At 64.8% G+C, this 16,641-nt stretch carries 15 protein-coding genes; 10 read left to right on the top strand and 5 right to left on the bottom strand.

From position 1 onward, the window contains the following. Positions 1-2 precede the first annotated feature (2 nt). Positions 3-893 (bottom strand): bifunctional DNA-formamidopyrimidine glycosylase/DNA-(apurinic or apyrimidinic site) lyase, encoded by an 891-nt coding sequence (gene mutM, locus L981_RS11540; RefSeq protein ID WP_043615562.1) that lies wholly within the window; start codon positions 891-893, stop codon positions 3-5. Between the two features lie 172 nt (positions 894-1,065). Between mutM and ubiE the strand changes: the two genes are divergently transcribed. The 5 genes from ubiE (at position 1,066) to L981_RS11515 (ending at position 5,538) form a co-directional block, all read left to right on the top strand. After that, positions 1,066-1,842: a bifunctional demethylmenaquinone methyltransferase/2-methoxy-6-polyprenyl-1,4-benzoquinol methylase UbiE gene (gene ubiE, locus L981_RS11535; protein ID WP_034797505.1), complete on the top strand. Its 777-nt coding sequence runs from the start codon at positions 1,066-1,068 to the stop codon at positions 1,840-1,842. Positions 1,843-1,847: 5 nt separating this feature from the next. Beyond that, positions 1,848-3,422 (top strand): 2-polyprenylphenol 6-hydroxylase, encoded by a 1,575-nt coding sequence (ubiB, locus tag L981_RS11530; protein WP_043615557.1) that lies wholly within the window; start codon positions 1,848-1,850, stop codon positions 3,420-3,422. 219 nt (positions 3,423-3,641) lie between these two features. After that, positions 3,642-4,172: a GNAT family N-acetyltransferase gene (locus L981_RS11525; protein WP_043615554.1), complete on the top strand. Its 531-nt coding sequence runs from the start codon at positions 3,642-3,644 to the stop codon at positions 4,170-4,172. Between the two features lie 167 nt (positions 4,173-4,339). Further along, a complete protein-coding gene (locus L981_RS11520) occupies positions 4,340-4,600 on the top strand; it encodes a hypothetical protein (protein ID WP_043615551.1) in 261 nt (86 codons plus the stop codon). Positions 4,601-4,758: 158 nt separating this feature from the next. Continuing rightward, positions 4,759-5,538: an SDR family oxidoreductase gene (locus tag L981_RS11515; RefSeq protein ID WP_043615548.1), complete on the top strand. Its 780-nt coding sequence runs from the start codon at positions 4,759-4,761 to the stop codon at positions 5,536-5,538. A gap of 6 nt (positions 5,539-5,544) precedes the next feature. Here the strand turns inward: L981_RS11515 and L981_RS11510 are convergent, their stop codons facing one another. Continuing rightward, a complete protein-coding gene (locus L981_RS11510; protein WP_043615545.1) occupies positions 5,545-6,435 on the bottom strand; it encodes a LysR family transcriptional regulator in 891 nt (296 codons plus the stop codon). A gap of 359 nt (positions 6,436-6,794) precedes the next feature. On the opposite strand from L981_RS11510, the gene L981_RS11505 reads away from it, so the two are divergent. The 4 genes from L981_RS11505 to L981_RS11490 all read left to right on the top strand — a co-directional run bounded on the left by L981_RS11505 (position 6,795) and on the right by L981_RS11490 (position 10,475). Further along, positions 6,795-7,388, top strand: a complete 594-nt coding sequence (locus L981_RS11505) for an ankyrin repeat domain-containing protein (protein WP_043615698.1) — start codon at positions 6,795-6,797, stop codon at positions 7,386-7,388. Between the two features lie 11 nt (positions 7,389-7,399). Beyond that, positions 7,400-7,870 carry a nucleoside deaminase gene (locus L981_RS11500; RefSeq protein ID WP_043615543.1) on the top strand — a complete coding sequence of 157 codons (471 nt, stop codon included), beginning with the start codon at positions 7,400-7,402 and terminating at the stop codon, positions 7,868-7,870. A 207-nt stretch (positions 7,871-8,077) separates the two neighbouring features. Further along, positions 8,078-9,346 carry an MFS transporter gene (locus L981_RS11495; protein ID WP_052201750.1) on the top strand — a complete coding sequence of 423 codons (1,269 nt, stop codon included), beginning with the start codon at positions 8,078-8,080 and terminating at the stop codon, positions 9,344-9,346. A 226-nt stretch (positions 9,347-9,572) separates the two neighbouring features. Continuing rightward, positions 9,573-10,475 (top strand): cation diffusion facilitator family transporter, encoded by a 903-nt coding sequence (locus L981_RS11490; protein WP_043615541.1) that lies wholly within the window; start codon positions 9,573-9,575, stop codon positions 10,473-10,475. 6 nt (positions 10,476-10,481) lie between these two features. Here L981_RS11490 and L981_RS11485 read toward each other — a convergent pair whose 3' ends face one another. Both L981_RS11485 and L981_RS11480 read right to left on the bottom strand, forming a co-directional pair. Beyond that, positions 10,482-12,062: an ABC-F family ATP-binding cassette domain-containing protein gene (locus L981_RS11485; RefSeq protein WP_043615537.1), complete on the bottom strand. Its 1,581-nt coding sequence runs from the start codon at positions 12,060-12,062 to the stop codon at positions 10,482-10,484. A 161-nt stretch (positions 12,063-12,223) separates the two neighbouring features. Next, entirely contained in the window at positions 12,224-14,035 is a 1,812-nt protein-coding gene (locus L981_RS11480) for a diguanylate cyclase (RefSeq protein ID WP_043615534.1), read from the bottom strand. Between the two features lie 287 nt (positions 14,036-14,322). On the opposite strand from L981_RS11480, the gene coaBC reads away from it, so the two are divergent. Next, positions 14,323-15,543, top strand: a complete 1,221-nt coding sequence (gene coaBC, locus L981_RS11475; protein WP_043615531.1) for a bifunctional phosphopantothenoylcysteine decarboxylase/phosphopantothenate--cysteine ligase CoaBC — start codon at positions 14,323-14,325, stop codon at positions 15,541-15,543. 199 nt (positions 15,544-15,742) lie between these two features. Here the strand turns inward: coaBC and L981_RS11470 are convergent, their stop codons facing one another. Then, a complete protein-coding gene (locus L981_RS11470) occupies positions 15,743-16,549 on the bottom strand; it encodes a class II glutamine amidotransferase (RefSeq protein WP_043615528.1) in 807 nt (268 codons plus the stop codon). Positions 16,550-16,641 lie beyond the last annotated feature (92 nt).

Below are 16,641 nucleotides of genomic sequence, written 5' to 3'. Positions count from 1 at the left end.
GTTCATTTCTGGCAATGCGGGCAATAGAAGGTCGAGCGGCCCGCCTGCACGATCCGCGCGACCGTACCGTCGCAGCCGGGCGTGCGGCAAGCCTCTCCTTCGCGGTCGTAGACGGAGAAGGAGTGCTGGAAGTAGCCGAGCGAGCCGTCGGCCTGGATATGGTCCTTCAGCGACGATCCACCGGCGGCAATGGCATCGGCGATGACCTCGCGGATTGCGTCAGTCAGGCGCACCAGCCCGTCCTTCGGCTTGCCGCGCTTGTCGACGAGCGCGCCGGCCGGTTTCAGCGGCGACAGGTGCGAGCGCCACAGCGCCTCGCAGACATAGATGTTGCCGAGACCGGCGATGTTCTTCTGGTCGAGCAAAGCCGCCTTCAGCGGCTGCGCCTTGCCCGAGAAGCGTGCGGCGAGATAGGCGGCATCAAGCACGTTTCCGGTCGGCTCCTCGCCGAGCGCACGAAAATAGGCGTGGTTTGCCACCGTGTCGCGGCGAGCAAGGTCCATGAAGCCGAAACGGCGCGGGTCGTTGTAGATCACCCGAACCGGGCCTTGCGCGCCGTCGAGATGGAAAATGACGTGATCGTGCTTTTCGTCCTTGCCGCGCGGATGGTGGAATTCGCCCGGCGTTGCTGCCGCCGGTCCCACCTCGATGCGGAAGGAGCCGGACATGCCGAGATGGGCGATGATCACGTCGCCGGCTTCCAGATCGATCATCAGATATTTGGCGCGACGCGACAGCGAGACGATGCGCTGGCCGGCAACGGTCGAGGAGAAATTCTCCGGGAAAGGAAATCGCAGATCCGGACGGCGCAGTTCCGCATTGACCAGCAGCGCCCCCTCCATGGTCGGCGCCAGGCCGCGCTTGACGGTTTCGACCTCGGGCAACTCCGGCATGCATGCACTCCTTCGATCTCAGCCACCGGATGCGGTGGTTGGCATTTCCTTGGCGGCCTTCTTATCCTATAGGGGTGCGCTATGCCGCAGCCGCGGTCCCGCCCACGAGATAGCGTGTGACGGGCCTTTTCGCTATGGTGCCGGAAAAATTGGTTCAGGTGGAGTTCTTCGTATGACGGATCAGCGCGTATCGGCCGATGGCGGCATGGAAACATCGTTCGGTTTCCGCAACGTCGGCACGGGCGAGAAGCAGCCGCTCGTCAACGACGTCTTCCACAAGGTCGCGAAGCGCTACGACATCATGAACGACGTGATGTCGGCGGGCCTCCACCGCGCCTGGAAGGACGCGATGATCGCCGCCCTCAACCCGCCACGCCGCGAGGGTTACAGGACCCTCGACGTTGCCGGCGGCACCGGCGACATCGCCTTCCGCATTATCGAGGCCTCCGACCGCAAGGCACATTCGACCGTGCTCGACATCAACGGCTCGATGCTGGCGGTCGGCGCCGAGCGGGCCGAGAAGAAGAAGCTCTCCGCCAATCTCGATTTCGTCGAGGCCAATGCCGAGGACCTGCCCTTCGAGGCCAACACTTTCGACGCCTATACGATCGCGTTCGGCATCCGCAACGTGCCGCGCATCGACGTGGCGCTGAAGGAAGCATACCGGGTGCTGAAGCGCGGCGGCCGCCTGCTGGTGCTGGAATTTTCCGAAGTCGAAATGCCGCTGCTCGACCGCTTCTATGACGCATGGTCGTTCAACGCGATCCCCAAGTTCGGCAAGCTGATCACCGGCGACGAGGCGCCCTACCAGTATCTGGTGGAATCGATCCGCAAGTTCCCGAACCAGAAGGACTTCGCGACGATGATCAAGGAGGCGGGTTTCTCCCGCGTTTCCTTCACCAATTACACCGGCGGCATCGCAGCGCTGCATTCCGGCTGGAAAATCTGATCCCGATGAGCACGCCTGGAGCATATATCCGCCTCGCGCGGATCGGCTGGGTTCTCGTGCGCGAAGGCGTCGTCTCCGCCGTCCCGACCGAACATCTGCCGCCCTTTGCCCGTTTTGCCCAGAAGGCGGCCGGACTTTTGGCGCGCCGCAGGGTTCCGGGGGAAGAGCGCAGCGACCGGCTGTCGCGCGCCGTCGCCCGTCTCGGCCCTTCCTATGTGAAGATCGGTCAATTCCTTGCAACCCGCCCCGACGTCGTCGGCGCGGAGTTTGCCGCCGATCTGTCGCTGTTGCAGGACCGCATGGCGACCTTCCCGCAGAACGAGGCGAAGGCCGCGATCCAAGGCTCGCTCGGCCGGACGGTCGACGATCTCTACGCCGAATTTTCCGAGCCGATGGCTGCGGCCTCGATCGCCCAGGTGCATCCGGCGATCGTGATGCGCGACAGCGGGCGAGAGAAGGTCGCCGTCAAGGTGATCCGTCCCGGCGTGCGCCAGCGTTTCGCTTCCGACATCGAGGCGATGTATCTGGTCAGTCACATGCAGGAACGCTTCCTGCCCTATACCCGCCGGCTGAAACCGGTCGAGGTGACCAAGACGCTGGAGCAGACGACCAAGATCGAGATGGATCTTCGCCTGGAGGCGGCCGCCCTTTCCGAACTTGGCGAGAACACCAAGGACGATTCCGGCTTCCGCGTGCCGAAGGTCGACTGGGAGCGGACCGGGCGTGACGTTGTCACCATGGAATGGATCGACGGCGTCAAGATGTCGGATATCGAGGGGCTGAAGGCGGCCGGCCACGATCTCAACCTTCTCGCCGAAGTCCTGATCCAGTCCTTCCTGCGCCACACGCTGCGCGACGGCTTCTTCCATGCCGACATGCACCAGGGCAATCTTTTCGTCGATGACGCCGGCCATATCGTCGCGGTCGACATGGGCATTGTCGGCCGTCTCGGTAAGAAGGAGCGCCGGTTCCTGGCCGAAATCCTCTTCGGCTTCATCACCCGCGACTACCAGCGCGTCGCCGACGTGCATTTCGAAGCGGGCTATGTGCCCTCGCACCACGATGCTGCGAGTTTCGCCCAGGCGATCCGCGCGATCGGCGAGCCGATCCACGGCCAGCCGGCCGAAACCATCTCGATGGCGAAGCTTCTGACGCTGCTTTTCGAGGTCACCGAACTCTTCGACATGCAGACGCGCCCCGAGCTCGTCATGCTGCAGAAGACTATGGTGGTCGTCGAAGGGGTCGCACGCACACTCAATCCGCGCTTCAACATGTGGAAGGCGTCTGAACCGGTCGTCGGCAAATGGATCCGCGACAATCTCGGACCGAAGCGCATCGTCACCGACCTGCGCGACGGCCTGCATGCCGCACTGCGGCTGGCCGAAGCCGCGCCTGAAATCGCCGCTCGCACGGAGAAGTTTTCGAGCGAGATCATGGCGATGAGCGAAAACGGCCTGCGTTTCGATGCGGAGACCGCGCATGCGATCGGCAAGGCGGAGGCGAAACACACGCGCTCCGGCCGCATCGCGCTTTGGCTGATCGCCGCCACGCTCGTCTATATCGCCTGGCAGGTGACCTGACCGTCAGCAATCCGGTCGCCGAACCGGCTTGCTTTTCTACCCTCGCTTGCTATCGTCCCCTCATGGACAATCGCTCGATGCTCGCAATGGTGCTTTGCACGCATACCCCAGGGGTGTGCGGGAGACCTGTTGCGCTGACTTAAGGCGAAATGTCCCCCCACCAACCCTGCCGAGGCGAGCAGGGTTGGTCCTGTTTCCTCGGAGCCAAGAGAGGAAACAATGACCGAGGCGAACGACCCTTCAGATATCAGCATCCGCGCGGCCCGCGTCGTCGATTTCGAAGCGATCTCGGCGCTGATGAGCCAACCGGGCATCCGCGCAGGCACGCTGCGCCAGCCGTTCTCCAATCCGGAACAGACACGCAAGTGGCTGGAGACCCTTTCGGACGACAGCATCGTCATCGTCGCCGAGCGCGCCGGTCGGATCCTCGGCCTGGCCGGGCTGCACCGCAGCAAGGGGCGCCGGCATCATTCGGCAGCCCTTGGGATCAGCGTCGACGACAATCATCGCGGCGAAGGCATCGGTAAGTCGTTGCTAACCGCTCTGATCGATGCCGCCGACAACTGGCTCGGCATCAGCCGCATCGAGCTTACGGTCTTTACCGACAACGAGCCCGCGATCGCGCTCTACCGCAGGGCCGGCTTCGAGATGGAGGGCACGCACCGGGCCTATGCGCTGCGGCACGGCGTTCTCGCCGACGTTTTCGCGATGGCGCGTATCCGCGACCCGGCAGGGCCACGCGCCGCCTGAAGAGCACGACACTCGGCGACAGCTTAGGCTGTGGCCGGCGGAGCGCGCCTTCACGCATCCGCCGGCACCATCCTGTTCCATCCGGAACTGCGAATATATCGGCTTCATGCGACTTTCGTCTCATGGATGACGAAGGATCATCCCACCCATCCGGAGGAGAGATCATCATGCGCAAGTTCATCGTCGCAGCCGCTGTCGCCGTCACCGCCGCCATCTCCTTTGCAGCACCGTCTCAGGCCGGCGGTTTCTCGATCGGCTTCAGCGACGGCTATTACGGCCATGGCTGGAACGGCCGTGTCGGCTATGTCGACAGCTATTATGGCGGGCCTTACTACTACGAGGACGAACCCTATTGCTTCCTGAAGACGGTGAAGCGCTACGACAGCTACGGCAACCGCTACTACAAGAAAATCCGCATCTGCCGCTAAGCGACAGAATGAGGGAGGGCGCTTGAGAGCCCGGCCGCCATGCGGCCGGGCTTTTGCATTCCCACCCCCACCGGCGTCAAAACAATTCCGCTGCGCGGAAATCTGGTGTAGCTCGAATGCCAAGCCATTCTGAATTCCGCAATCGAGGAGGGTCGTCCATGGATCTTGGCATCGCTGGAAAACGCGCGCTGGTGCTCGGCGGCAGCAAGGGGCTGGGGCGCGGCATTGCCGAGGCTCTTGCCGGCGAAGGCGTCATCGTGGCGCTGACCGGCCGCGATGCGGCATCGGCCGCCAAGGTGGCAGCCGACATCAGCCCTTCGGCGCGCGGCTATGCCCTCGACCTCTCGAAACCCGAAAGCCTCGATGGCCTGCTGGACCAGCTCGAAGCCGATTTCGGCGCGATCGACATTCTGGTGCTGAATGGCGGCGGGCCGCCACCTTCGCCTGCCTCGGTCATCGAACCGGACTTCTGGCGGGCGCAATTCGAGACCATGGTACTGGCTGGCATGCGCATCACCGGACGACTGCTGCCCGGCATGCGGGAACGCCAGTTCGGGCGCATCATTGCCGTCGCCTCCACCAGCATCCGCGAGCCGATCGTCGGGCTCACCGCGTCGAACGCACTCAGAAGTGCGGTTGCCGGCTGGCTGAAGACGCTTGCCGGCGAAGTCGCGGCCGACGGCGTGACCGTCAACTTGCTTCTGCCGGGGCGGCTTGCCACCGACCGCACGCTCAGCTTCGACCGGATGGACGCCGAAAGCGAAGGGCTCGATATCGCAACGGTCGCAGCCCGCAGCCAACGCGACATCCCGATCGGCCGCTACGGCACACCGGCGGAATTCGGGGCGGCCGCGGCCTTCCTTGCCGGCCGTCAGGCAAGCTACATCACCGGCGTGGCGTTGCCCGTCGATGGCGGCCTCAGCCGTTCGATGCTCTGATACGGTTCAGGACATTTCCGTCGACGGCTCCTCGTCCCGGCTGTCATCGCCGATGAGCGCTGAGAGATCCTCTGCCAACCGCGTGACCAGAGCGCCGGCCTCCGGCCGGTAATAGAGCCCGATCTCCATCGTCTCGATCATCGGCAGCCCGTCCTGCGGCTTCACCACCCGGTGCCGGTCGTGGACGACGCGGGCCGGCAGCAGGCTGATGCCGAGCCCATCGGCAACGGCCGACTGAATGCTGGCAAGGCTGGAGCTGGTATAGCTCACGCGCCAGCGTCGCCCTGAGGCATCCAGTGCCGCCACCATGTCGTCGCGATAAAGCCCGCGCGGCGGAAAGACGACGAGCGGCAGAGGATCGAGCGCCAGAACAGGATGGGCGGCGCTATCGATCCAGCATAGGTTTTCCTGCCACCGCTGCACCGCCTCGCCTGAGCCACGGCGCTGCTTGACGACGACGATATCGAGCTCGCTGCGATCATAGAGTGACCGCAGCTCGCGGCTGAGCCCACTCGTCACTTCGAGCCTGACATTGTCATGCCGGCGGGCAAAGGCCGAAAGCATGCGGGTCGTGCGACCGGCGGCAAAGTCTTCGGGCAGGCCGAGGCGCAGCGTCGCGGCGACCGATGCGCCGGAGAGAAGCTGCCGCGCCTCTGCATCGAGCGCCAGCATGCGCCGCGCATAGCCGATCAACTGCTCGCCCGCTTCCGTCAGGCGGACCTGACGATGGCTGCGTTCGAGCAACCGATGACCGGCCTGTTCTTCCAGCCGCAGGACTTTCTGACTGACGGTCGACTGTGTGGAATTGAGCCGGCCGGCGGCAGCGGTGAAACCACCGCAATCGGCCACCGCCGCGAAAGCTCTCAGCAGATCCAGATCGAAAGGGTGACCATTCATATCTCCACTTGATAGCATTCATACATTTAATTTCCAAATGAATGCGGCAGTGCCTAAGGTCGCGGACGGGAGGGCCATGCCGGGCGCGGGAGACGTTCGGCGACGACGCGTGTCTTGCGCCCTTGAAAAGGTCACGGATCGGCTCAAGTAAGCACGAGATCGCGATGAGCGAGAGCGGCATGGACGGAGCCCCTTCCGGGTTTCCTCGTTTCGCTCGTAACCGCAACCATTGCGATCGGTCGATCCATTCGACCGGCCTGCATGATCGGAAAGACCAAATGCGACCAAGACTTTTCGGCTCGCTGATCGGCGCATCGATTGCCGCCTTCAGCCTTGCACCTCAAACCGTGGGGGCTTCGATGCTTGAAAACCAACTGATCTCCGCCGCCGAGACCGGCGATCCGGACAAGGTGAAGGCGCTGCTCAAGGAAGGCGCAAGCATCGAAGCGCGCGACGCCAGCGGTGCGACGGCGCTGCTCGCCGCCACCCATGAAAATCGCGTCGATGCGGCGCGTGCCCTGATCGAGGCCGGCGCCGACGTCAACGCCAAGGACAAGATCCAGGACAGCCCCTACCTCTATGCCGGCGCGCGCGGGCATCTCGAGATCCTGAAGCTGACGCTTGCCAATGGCGCCGACCTCAAGAGCACCAACCGCTATGGCGGAACGGCGTTGATCCCGGCCGCCGAGCGCGGCCATGTCGAGACCGTCAAGACCTTGATCGAAGCCGGCATCGACGTCGATCACGTCAACCGCCTCGGCTGGACCGCACTGCTCGAAGCCATCATCCTCGGCAGCGGCGGCGAAAAACACACCGAGATCGTACGCCTGCTGATTGCTGCCGGCGCCGACGTGAACCTTGCCGATGGCGAGGGTGTCAGCCCGCTGACCCATGCCCGCCAGCGCGGCTATGGCAAGATCGAGAAGCTGCTGGCCGACGCCGGCGCGCGCTAGAAAGAACTCCCATGACCCAGGAACAGACCTATCTGGCCGAGGCGGTAACGCTTGCCCGCCGCAACGTCGAGAAAGGCGGACGCCCCTTCGGCGCCGTCGTCGTCAAGGATGGCGAGATCGTCGGTCGCGGCGTCAACGAGATGCTGTCATCCGGCGACCCCACTTCGCATGCGGAACTGAACGCGTTGCGCGAGGCCGCCCAGAACCTTCGCTCCCCGCGGCTCGAAGGCGCCGCCGTCTATGCCAGCGGCCAGCCCTGCCCGATGTGCCTTGCCGCCATGCGCATGGCCGGGATCACCGAGATCGCCTATGCGAACTCGAATGCCGACGCCGAGCCCTTTGGCCTCTCGACCGCGGCGATCTATGCGGAACTGGCAAAGCCGCTTGCCGAGCAGGCCATGCGCTTCCGCCATGTGCCTGTCGACGATGCAGGGACGGCACCGCTTTACGCGGCCTGGCAAGAGCGACAGGCCAAGGCCTGAGCCGCCGGGTCAACGCCCGGCGATCCGGATGTGAACAGCCGGGGCGGCCGACGGCCGCCTCGGGCCTTCTTTTCAGTCCAGAGGTTCGGGGAAACGATGCCCCTTGCCGAACACACGTGCCGGCTGTAATCGCATAGGCGTTTCTTCCTTTTGCTCTGCCCCATCCTTAAAGGAGACCGGGCGGCTTCCAGCCAGCAGGTGCCCGTGATGACTGCCTATTCCGAAAAAGCCGGCCGCTTCGTCGCGCTGCTTCTCATCGCGGGCTCCGGCGTGGTGACGATCGCCAAGGGCATGAGCCTGACCTTCCTTGCGATCCGCCTCCAGCGTGACTTCGGCCTCACCCCCGCCAGCATCGGCGCGTTGATCGGCGTGGGTCCGCTGCTCGGCGCGATCGTCAGCCCCTTCGCCGGCACACTCTCGGACCGGATTGGCCGAAAAGCCGTGCTGACCGTCGCACTCTTCATGGCCGGACTGGCGCTGGCCGGGCTCGGACTGGCACAATCGATCGCCGCCTTCGCGCTGGCCCATATCGTCTCAGCCGTTGCCGCCGCCGTTTTTGAGCCGGTCGCGCGTGCCTTGATGAGCGATGCGGCGCCTGAACATCTGCGCCTCAAGGTTTTCTCCTGGCGCTATCTCGCCATCAATGCCGGCTGGGCGATCGGGCCGTTGATCGGCGTATCGGTCGGTGCGGCCTACGTGACGCTGTTCGTCATCGCCGGCGTCATCCATGCAGCCTTCGGTCTCGTGATCTTGCTCACGGTACCCGAGGCCAGCGGCAGGCAGTCCACCGAGACCGAACGAGCGTCAGGGAGTGCCGTTGGCTGGCGCGGACTTGTCGCAGCCTTGCGCGACCGGCGCCTGGTCTTCTTCGTCGTCGGCGGTACCCTGCTTCTCGCCGTTCACGGTCAATGGTCGGTGACCCTGTCGCAATATCTCAACAGCGGCTTCGAGGATGGCATCACGCTCTTTGCGCTTTTGGTTTCGACCAACGCGGTAACGGTGCTGGTCGCCAGCACGCCGGCCCGCTTCGTCATCGAACGGATCGGCGCCCTGCGCGCGCTGTCGCTTGGCAGCCTGCTGTTCCTGATCGGCGAGATCGGGTTTGCCGCCTCGTCCGGAATGGAAATGCTCGTCGCCTCGATGATCCTTTTCACCATCGGCGAGGTGCTGGTCGTGCCCTCGGAATACGTGCTGGTCGACGGCATTTCCAACGCCGGCAACCGGGGCACCTATTTCGGCGCCCATTCGCTCTCGACATTCGGAAACTTCCTCGGGCCGCTCATCGGCGGCCTTGCGCTTGGCGCCGTCGGCGGCGCCGGCATGTTCCTGCTGTTCGGGCTGTTTGCGGCCGCAGGTGCGCTTCTGTTTGCGATCGGCCATTCCATGCCGCCGCCACGGCCCGAGGTCGCGCGCGCCACGACGCTCGACAATGGCGCCGCGACGGGAGATCTCTTGCGGCTGGGACAGTTCGCCTAGCCCTCCGCTACAGGGGATCCTGTCCGGCGGTCGGCCAAGACGCGGCGGTATTCTTTGAACCCGCCAATCGACAAAACCCAATGCCATGCGCCTGAGCGCCATCCCGTCGCGACTGTCTTGCGGCGGGCCGAAACGCTATGCTTGCAGCGTCATCGACCCTCCTTGCCACCATTTCGACACTGCCAACGCCTAAGCACCGCGCCAAAACCGGAGTAAAAACAAGATCATGAGTGCGCCAAGCGAACAGACAGTCCTCAAACAATCGATCGCGGCCACCGTCGTCGTCGGGGTGACGGGCGTTATCTTCGGTCTGCTTTCGGGTTCGGTATCGATCGTGTTCGACGGTGTGTTCTCGGCCGTCGACGCCTCCATGACCCTGCTCGCGCTCGGCGTGACTCAGCTGATCCCGAAGCCGAGCAAGCGCTTCCAGATGGGCTTCTGGCACATCGAACCGATGGTGCTCCTCTTCAATGCCGGCCTGCTGACCCTGCTTTCCTTCTACGCGATGGTGAATGCCGTCGGCTCGCTCCTGTCAGGTGGCAACCACCTCGCCTTCGACTGGGCGATCGCCTATGCCGCCGTCGTCGTGGTGATCTGCGCCGTCATGTTCTTCTATGTACGCCGGGCGAACCGGCCGATCGGCTCGGAATTCCTGGCGCTTGACGTGCGCGCCTGGGCGATGTCCGGTGCGATCACCTTCGCGCTGCTCGTCGCCTTCGCGATCGCCGCCGCCCTGAAGGGCACGGCTTACGAACACGTCACGCCCTATGTCGACCCGGCGATCCTGATCGTGCTGACGCTCTGCCTGATCCCGCTGCCGATCCGCACCGTCTTCCAGGCCTTGAAAGAGATCTTCCTCCTCGCCCCGGCCGAGCTCGACGAGCGCGTGCGGCAGGCGGCGGCGAATGCGGTCGCGCGCCACGGCTTTGCCGATTACCGCACCTATGTCGCCAAGGTCGGACGCTCCAAGACGATCGAGGTCCATCTGATCGGAACGCCCGAAACCAAGGTCGGCACGCTTGCCGAGCTCGACCGTATCCGCGCCGAGATCGGCGAGGAGATCGGCGATCCCGGCCACGACCGCTGGCTGACCATCGCGTTTACCGGCGAAACGCACTGGGCGGAATAATTCCCTTCAGGAGAGATCGACCCGCCTGGTGATGCCGATCGCCTCCAGAAAGGCCTGGTCGTGGCTGACGACCAGCAGCGCGCCGTCATAGGCCCTGAGCCCCGCCTCAACCGCCTCGACGGAATCGATGTCCAGATGGTTGGTCGGCTCGTCGAGGATCAGGAGCTGCGGGGGCTTGCTGCCGCTGACGACACAGGCGAGACCGGCGCGCAGCATCTGTCCCCCGCTGAGGCTCGAGACCATCTGAAGCGCAGCGTCGGCCCGGAACATGAAACGCGCGAGCGCCGCCCGGCAGTCGTTTTCGCTGGCGTCCGGGTTGAGGGCACGAAAATTGTCGCGGATCGAGAGCGCGGGATTGAGCAGGCTTACCTTCTGGTCGAGCATGGCGTGATCGACCAGGACGCGCACCGTGCCGGACCATGGCTCGAGATCACCCGTCAGCAGCGACAGCAGCGTCGTCTTGCCCGAACCGTTGCGACCGGTGAGTGCCACGCGCTCCGGCCCGACGACCGAAAGCGTCAGCCGATCGACGATCGGTTTTCCCGGTCCATAACCAACGCTGACATCATCGAGCTGCAGGACGCTGCGGCCGGAAGGCAGGCCGGTCGGCGGCAGGCGGACGGTCAGAGGCTGCAGGATTTCCATGCGCTCGCGCGCTTCGGCGAGATCGCCGACTGCCTGGTCCCGCCGCCGTTCCGCGAGGCGGGCATTGTCGCCGCCGGTCTTTTCGCTGCGCTCCTTCCTGGCGTCGAGCAGGAGCAGCGGTTCGTCGCCCTTGGCCCGCTTGCGGCGGCCGGCGGCATCCTTGCGCGCCTTGCGTTCGGTCGTCTCCTGGGTCTTGCGCTCGACCTCGGCCAGACGCCGCTCGGCATCGGCGAGATCGTGGCGCGCGGACGCCAGCTCGATCGCCTTGCGTTCGCGATAATGGCTCCAGTTGCCGCCATAGGTCGTCGCACCAAGCGTCGTGAGTTCGACGATCACGTCCATCGTCTCCAGGAGTTCACGGTCATGGCTGACGACGATGGCGCCGCCGCGCCAGCCCGCCATCAGCGCGGCGACGGCAGCCCGACCCTCGCGATCGAGATTGTTGGTGGGTTCGTCGAGCAGAATGAAATCCGGCTCCTTGAAGACGAGCGCGGCAAGCTTCACGCGGGTCATCTGCCCGCCGGACAGGGCGGCAAGGCGCGTTTGCGCTGCCGCGTCCAGACCGACGCGCGCAAGCGCCTCCTCCATGCGGGCCTCCAGCGTCCAATCGGCAGAAGCCAGTTCGTCCACGGAGGCGTGCCCCTCGTCCGCTTTCTGCAGAACCGCCAGCGCGTCGGTGACGCCGAAGAGATCGGCGACGGTCTCGCCTGCTGCGACCTGAACGGTCTGGCTGAGCACACCGAGACTGCCGACAACACTGACCTTGCCGCCCTGCGGTGTCAGCGCCCCCTCGACCAGTCGCAGCAGCGTGGATTTGCCAACGCCATTGCGGCCGACAAGGCCGGTGCGGACAGGACCAAAGGTCAGGTCGAGATCGGAAAGGAGGCTTCGGCCCTCAGGCGTGGACCACGAAATTTGGGAGAGTGAAATGGAGGCAGGCATGGATACGGTTTTCCCTGATGGCAAGACGGTTCGGCTTGGCGGTCAGGGTGAAATCCATCGATGCGTGTATCCTGTTCAAATTTCTATCGCGGTCATAGATAGCATCGAATGCGCCCGTTTCAAGGCGGGGCATTCGATACGGTGTGCCGGAAGCCAGGGGATCAGGCGAGGCTGCGACGCGCCTCGTCGTCGCCGAAGGCGAGCCCGGAGGCCCGCACGCTCCGGTTTCGGCCTTGGTTCTTGGCGTCGAGAAGAGCGGCATCGGCCCGGGTCAGAAGCGTGGCTACAGGCCCATCGTCTGGCGCCGAGGCAACGCCGACCGAGACCGAAACCGTGCCCAGAATGCGGCCGCGATGCGAAAGCGGCGTCGTGCCGATCCGCGTCCTCAGCCGCTCGGCAAGCTCGAAGCCTGCGGCTTCGCCGGCGTCGGGCATGAGCACGGTGAATTCCTCGCCGCCAAAGCGATAGGCGCTGCCGGCATCGCCCACCGTGTCGACGATAATCTGGGCGACATACTGCATGACGACGTCACCGGCATCGTGGCCGAACTCATCGTTGAAACGCTTGAAGTGGTCGATGTCGATCATCAGGCAGCTAAGCAGCTTGCCGGCCTGCCCGCGCGGCTGCCGGTTCAGCGCCTCGTCGAGGCAGCGCCGGTTGAGCAGGCCCGTCAACGCATCGCGGACGGCGAGATTGGTGAGCTTCTCGCGCAGCTGAAGATTGGCGACGGCGAGCCCGATATTTTCGGCGATCAGTTCGAGATAGAGGCGCGACGCCTCGACCGCGAACTCCTCCTCAGACCGTTCCTCGAAGTAGAGGAGCCCGATCGTGTCGCCCTGGGCCGTCAGCGGCACGCAGAGGCCGATCACGCCCTCATCGTCGAGGTGCTGGCAGGCAATGTCGCTGTGGCCGCGGTTGCTGACATGCGGCCGGCCGCGGCGAAGCCCCCAGCAGGCGCTCGACGGAAACGTCGGCGCCGAATGCTGCGGATCGAGCCAGGTACCGACGCGCGACAGGAGCGTCCGGCTGTCGTTCAGCACATAGAGATGGCCGGCGAGGTTGGGAAAGACCTGCGGCGCGAAACGAGCGACGACCTCGGCCAGCTCGTCCTGGCTCTGGCAGGCCTGCAGCCGGTGCATCATCTGCAGGATCAGGTCCTTGGTCTGCTGGTCCAGCCGCCGTTCGGCATCGAGCCGGTCGCGTTCCAGGCCGTTCTCGCGGAAGATATGGATCGCCTGGTTCATCTCACCGATCTCGTCGCGGCGCCGATCGAGTGGGACCTCCACGGCATAATCCTGCTCGGCAAGGCGGGTGACGATGCCGCTCATTCGGGTAAGCGGCATGGCGACGCGGCGCTTAAGAATGAAATAGAGCACGCTCAGGAACAGGGCGGCGGTGATGCCCAGCATCGTCTTGGCGGCGGCCGCATACCAATCGCTGCGCTCCTGCGCCTCATTGAGGGCCGCGCCGGTGCGGACGTTGGTCAGGTCCCTGAACCGCGCCACCGTCTCAAGAAGGGCGGTCTGCAGACGCTCGTGCTCGGGCCCAAAGAGCTTTTCCTGCGCGCCGGCGCGGTCACCCTTCTGATAGGCCTCGATGGCGGCAACCTCGACCTTGTCGAGGGCTTCCGCCTCGCGAACGATTTCCTGCAAGGCGGCGATCTCCGCCGGCGTCGCGCCAAAATTCGCCGCGGTCTTGGTCGCCTCCTCGCGCCGGCGCTCCTCTTCCTCGGCGCGGTGAAAGGCCTCGAGATGGCGCTCGTCGCCGCGCATCACATAAAGGCGCGCTTCGTCGCTTCGCGTTTCCGCCCCGAGTGCCAGTTCTTCGCCGAGGGTGTCGAGCACCAAGTGCTGCTCGACTGCCTGGCGTTCCCTGATCGCGCTGTCGGTCGACAGGATGAAGGCGGCACCGGAAAGCCCCGTCAGAAGGACGGTCACGCCATAGGCCCAGTTTGTGATCGCATTTATTCGCATGGAAGAAGCTTAGCCCCCGCGGATTGAGAGCGGATTAACCGCATTATCTGGCTTCGGCAACAGCCCCTGCCCCGGTTGACGCAAGCGGTGCGGCTTTTGTTCTGCCGCATTTCCTCGATCCGCGGGGTGCAACGCGTGTCCGCCAGCGGCACACGTTGCGCCTGACGGATCGCTCAAGTAGGTTCGATCAAGTGACGCTGGCAAAGCCAGCCGTCCCAAATGTTCTGGTATCGCGTAGGCTCGGCAGCCCATGCCGGGCAAGAGGACGGCCGAAGGGCCGGGTGCAAATGACACTGTCGGGCAAGCGTATTCTCCTCATCATCTCAGGCGGCATCGCGGCCTATAAGAGCCTCGATCTCATCCGGCGCCTCAGGGAACGCGGCGCGAGCGTGCGGCCGGTGATGACATCAGGCGCACAGCAGTTCGTGACGCCGCTGGCCGTCGGTGCGCTTTCGGCCTCGCATGTCTATCTCGAGCTGTTCTCCCGCGAGGACGAGCAGGATGTCGGCCATATCCGCCTTGCCCGCGAATGCGACCTGATCGTCGTGGCACCGGCCACCGCCGACCTGATGGCGAAGATGGCGAACGGCCACGCGGATGATCTCGCCTCGACCGTTCTGCTCGCGACCGACCGGCCTGTGCTGGTGGCGCCGGCGATGAACCCGAAGATGTGGGCGCATCCGGCGACCCGCCGCAACCGGGCGACCCTTGCCAAGGACGGCATCCGTTTCATTGGCCCGGAAGCGGGCGAGATGGCGGAAAGCGGCGAGGCCGGCGAAGGCCGCATGAGCGAGCCGCTGGCAATCGTGGCGGCCGTCGAGGATCTTCTTGGCGGAACACCAAAGCCGCTTGCCGGACGCAGCGTCGTCGTCACGTCAGGGCCGACGCATGAGCCGATCGACCCGGTGCGCTACATCGCAAACCGCTCCTCGGGCAAGCAGGGCCATGCGATCGCCGCGGCGCTGGCAAAACTCGGCGCCGACGTGACGCTGGTCTCCGGCCCGGTGACGATCCCGGATCCGGCCGGCGTCAAGGTCGTGCATGTGGAACGGGCCGAAGAGATGCGCGACGCGGTGCTTGCCGCCCTTCCCGCCGATGTCGCCGTCATGGTCGCCGCCGTTGCAGACTGGCGGGTGGCGACGGCCGCCGGCAACAAGATCAAGAAGAAACCCGGCGAGGCACCGCCGCCGCTGCAGCTTGCCGAAAACCCCGATATCCTGAAGACGGTCGGCCACCATGCCAGGCGGCCGAAACTCGTCATCGGCTTTGCCGCCGAGACAGAAAACGTCGCCGACAACGGCCGCGCCAAGCTCGAGCGCAAGGGCGCCGACTTCATCCTCGCCAACGACGTGTCACCGGCAACCGGCATCATGGGCGGCGATCGCAACAAGGTGAAGCTCATCTCTCATGCCGGCAATGACGACTGGCCGGAGATGGACAAGGACGCGGTGGCGGAGAAGCTGGCGGCGATGGTTGCCGACGCGTTGGCACGGGCAGATAAAGGCTAGTCCAGCGAAACAGGTGCCCCTCACCCTAACCCTCTCCCCGCAAGCGGGGCGAGGGGACGTGCCCTGCGTGAACGGTGCGTTCGCAGCGAGCAGATGGATCGGGAGGGTGCGGCGTGTCCCTTCTCCCCGCCTGCGGGGAGAAGGTGGCGGCAGCCGGATGAGGGGCTGGCACTGTCCGCTACATCACAAATGTGATTCCTCAAGCCAGCTGGCGCGACCGAACCGGCGTGCCCTTGGTCGAAAACAACCGGACATCGACGCCATTTTCGCCGACGATGACCGCCGTGCCGTCAGGGATTTCCACCCAGGCACTGTCGTCGTCGTTGAGCGGCTCGGAAACCAGGCAATAGCCGCCGCTCGGACCCATGGGTGCGGCATAGAGCGTCGGCGCCTTCCAGTCGGAGGCGTAGCGCACGGCGTAGAGATCCTGGCCGTCGGAGAAAGCAGCGGTGAAGCGCACCAGCACCTGGCGCTCCAGATGCTCGGCAAGCTGCTCGATGAAGGCGAGCGCCTCGGCGATGGCGCCGAGCGGATCGCGGTCGAGGCCGAACTGCATCGCGAGCAGGAACAGGAGTTCCGAGTCCGTCGTGCCGGTGCGCGCCGAATAGAGGTCGTTGTCGAGCATGCTTTCCATCGGACGGCGCAGATGCTCGAAGTCGCCGATCTGGCCGTTGTGCATGAAGGACCAGCGGCCGAAGACGAAGGGATGACAGTTGTCGCGTCTTGTGCCGCCGCCGGTTGCGGCGCGCACATGGGCAAGGAAGAGCGGCGAGCGGATCTGCCTTGCGATGCTCTTCAGGTTGCAGTCGGACCAGGCGGGCAGGATATCGCGGTAGCGTCCGGGCTCCGGGTGATCGCCATACCAGGCGATGCCGAAACCGTCGCCATTGGTGGCGGTCTTGGCCCGTGTCGCGCAATGGGACTGCTCGATCAGCGAGTGCGCCGGAGAGGTCACCAGTTCCTCGAGATAGAGCGGCTCTCCGCGATAGGCTGCCCAGCGGCACATGCTGACTTCACTCCAGCTCCGCCCCGTTCACGTGAGGGCGATTCGTTAACCATGACGAAATGCGATGTTCCAACGGAACATGGTAAAAATGC

This window comes from Ensifer sp. ZNC0028, assembly GCF_000799055.1.
Lineage (GTDB): Bacteria > Pseudomonadota > Alphaproteobacteria > Rhizobiales > Rhizobiaceae > Ensifer.
Note: the sequence above shows the minus strand (reverse complement) of the source record. Positions and strands in the feature narration are given on the sequence as shown.

Excerpts from the sequence above, each read along its gene's own strand:
- L981_RS11485 (WP_043615537.1), bottom strand. The coding sequence starts at position 12,062 with ATGCCTGCCTCCATTTCACTCTCCCAAATTTCGTGGTCCACGCCTGAG.
- L981_RS11520 (WP_043615551.1), top strand. The coding sequence starts at position 4,340 with ATGCGCAAGTTCATCGTCGCAGCCGCTGTCGCCGTCACCGCCGCCATC.
- L981_RS11480 (WP_043615534.1), bottom strand. The coding sequence starts at position 14,035 with ATGCGAATAAATGCGATCACAAACTGGGCCTATGGCGTGACCGTCCTT.
- coaBC (WP_043615531.1), top strand. The coding sequence starts at position 14,323 with ATGACACTGTCGGGCAAGCGTATTCTCCTCATCATCTCAGGCGGCATC.
- L981_RS11490 (WP_043615541.1), top strand. The coding sequence starts at position 9,573 with ATGAGTGCGCCAAGCGAACAGACAGTCCTCAAACAATCGATCGCGGCC.
- L981_RS11505 (WP_043615698.1), top strand. The coding sequence starts at position 6,795 with ATGCTTGAAAACCAACTGATCTCCGCCGCCGAGACCGGCGATCCGGAC.
- ubiE (WP_034797505.1), top strand. The coding sequence starts at position 1,066 with ATGACGGATCAGCGCGTATCGGCCGATGGCGGCATGGAAACATCGTTC.
- ubiB (WP_043615557.1), top strand. The coding sequence starts at position 1,848 with ATGAGCACGCCTGGAGCATATATCCGCCTCGCGCGGATCGGCTGGGTT.
- L981_RS11470 (WP_043615528.1), bottom strand. The coding sequence starts at position 16,549 with ATGTGCCGCTGGGCAGCCTATCGCGGAGAGCCGCTCTATCTCGAGGAA.
- L981_RS11510 (WP_043615545.1), bottom strand. The coding sequence starts at position 6,435 with ATGAATGGTCACCCTTTCGATCTGGATCTGCTGAGAGCTTTCGCGGCG.
- mutM (WP_043615562.1), bottom strand. The coding sequence starts at position 893 with ATGCCGGAGTTGCCCGAGGTCGAAACCGTCAAGCGCGGCCTGGCGCCG.
- L981_RS11500 (WP_043615543.1), top strand. The coding sequence starts at position 7,400 with ATGACCCAGGAACAGACCTATCTGGCCGAGGCGGTAACGCTTGCCCGC.
- L981_RS11495 (WP_052201750.1), top strand. The coding sequence starts at position 8,078 with ATGACTGCCTATTCCGAAAAAGCCGGCCGCTTCGTCGCGCTGCTTCTC.
- L981_RS11525 (WP_043615554.1), top strand. The coding sequence starts at position 3,642 with ATGACCGAGGCGAACGACCCTTCAGATATCAGCATCCGCGCGGCCCGC.
- L981_RS11515 (WP_043615548.1), top strand. The coding sequence starts at position 4,759 with ATGGATCTTGGCATCGCTGGAAAACGCGCGCTGGTGCTCGGCGGCAGC.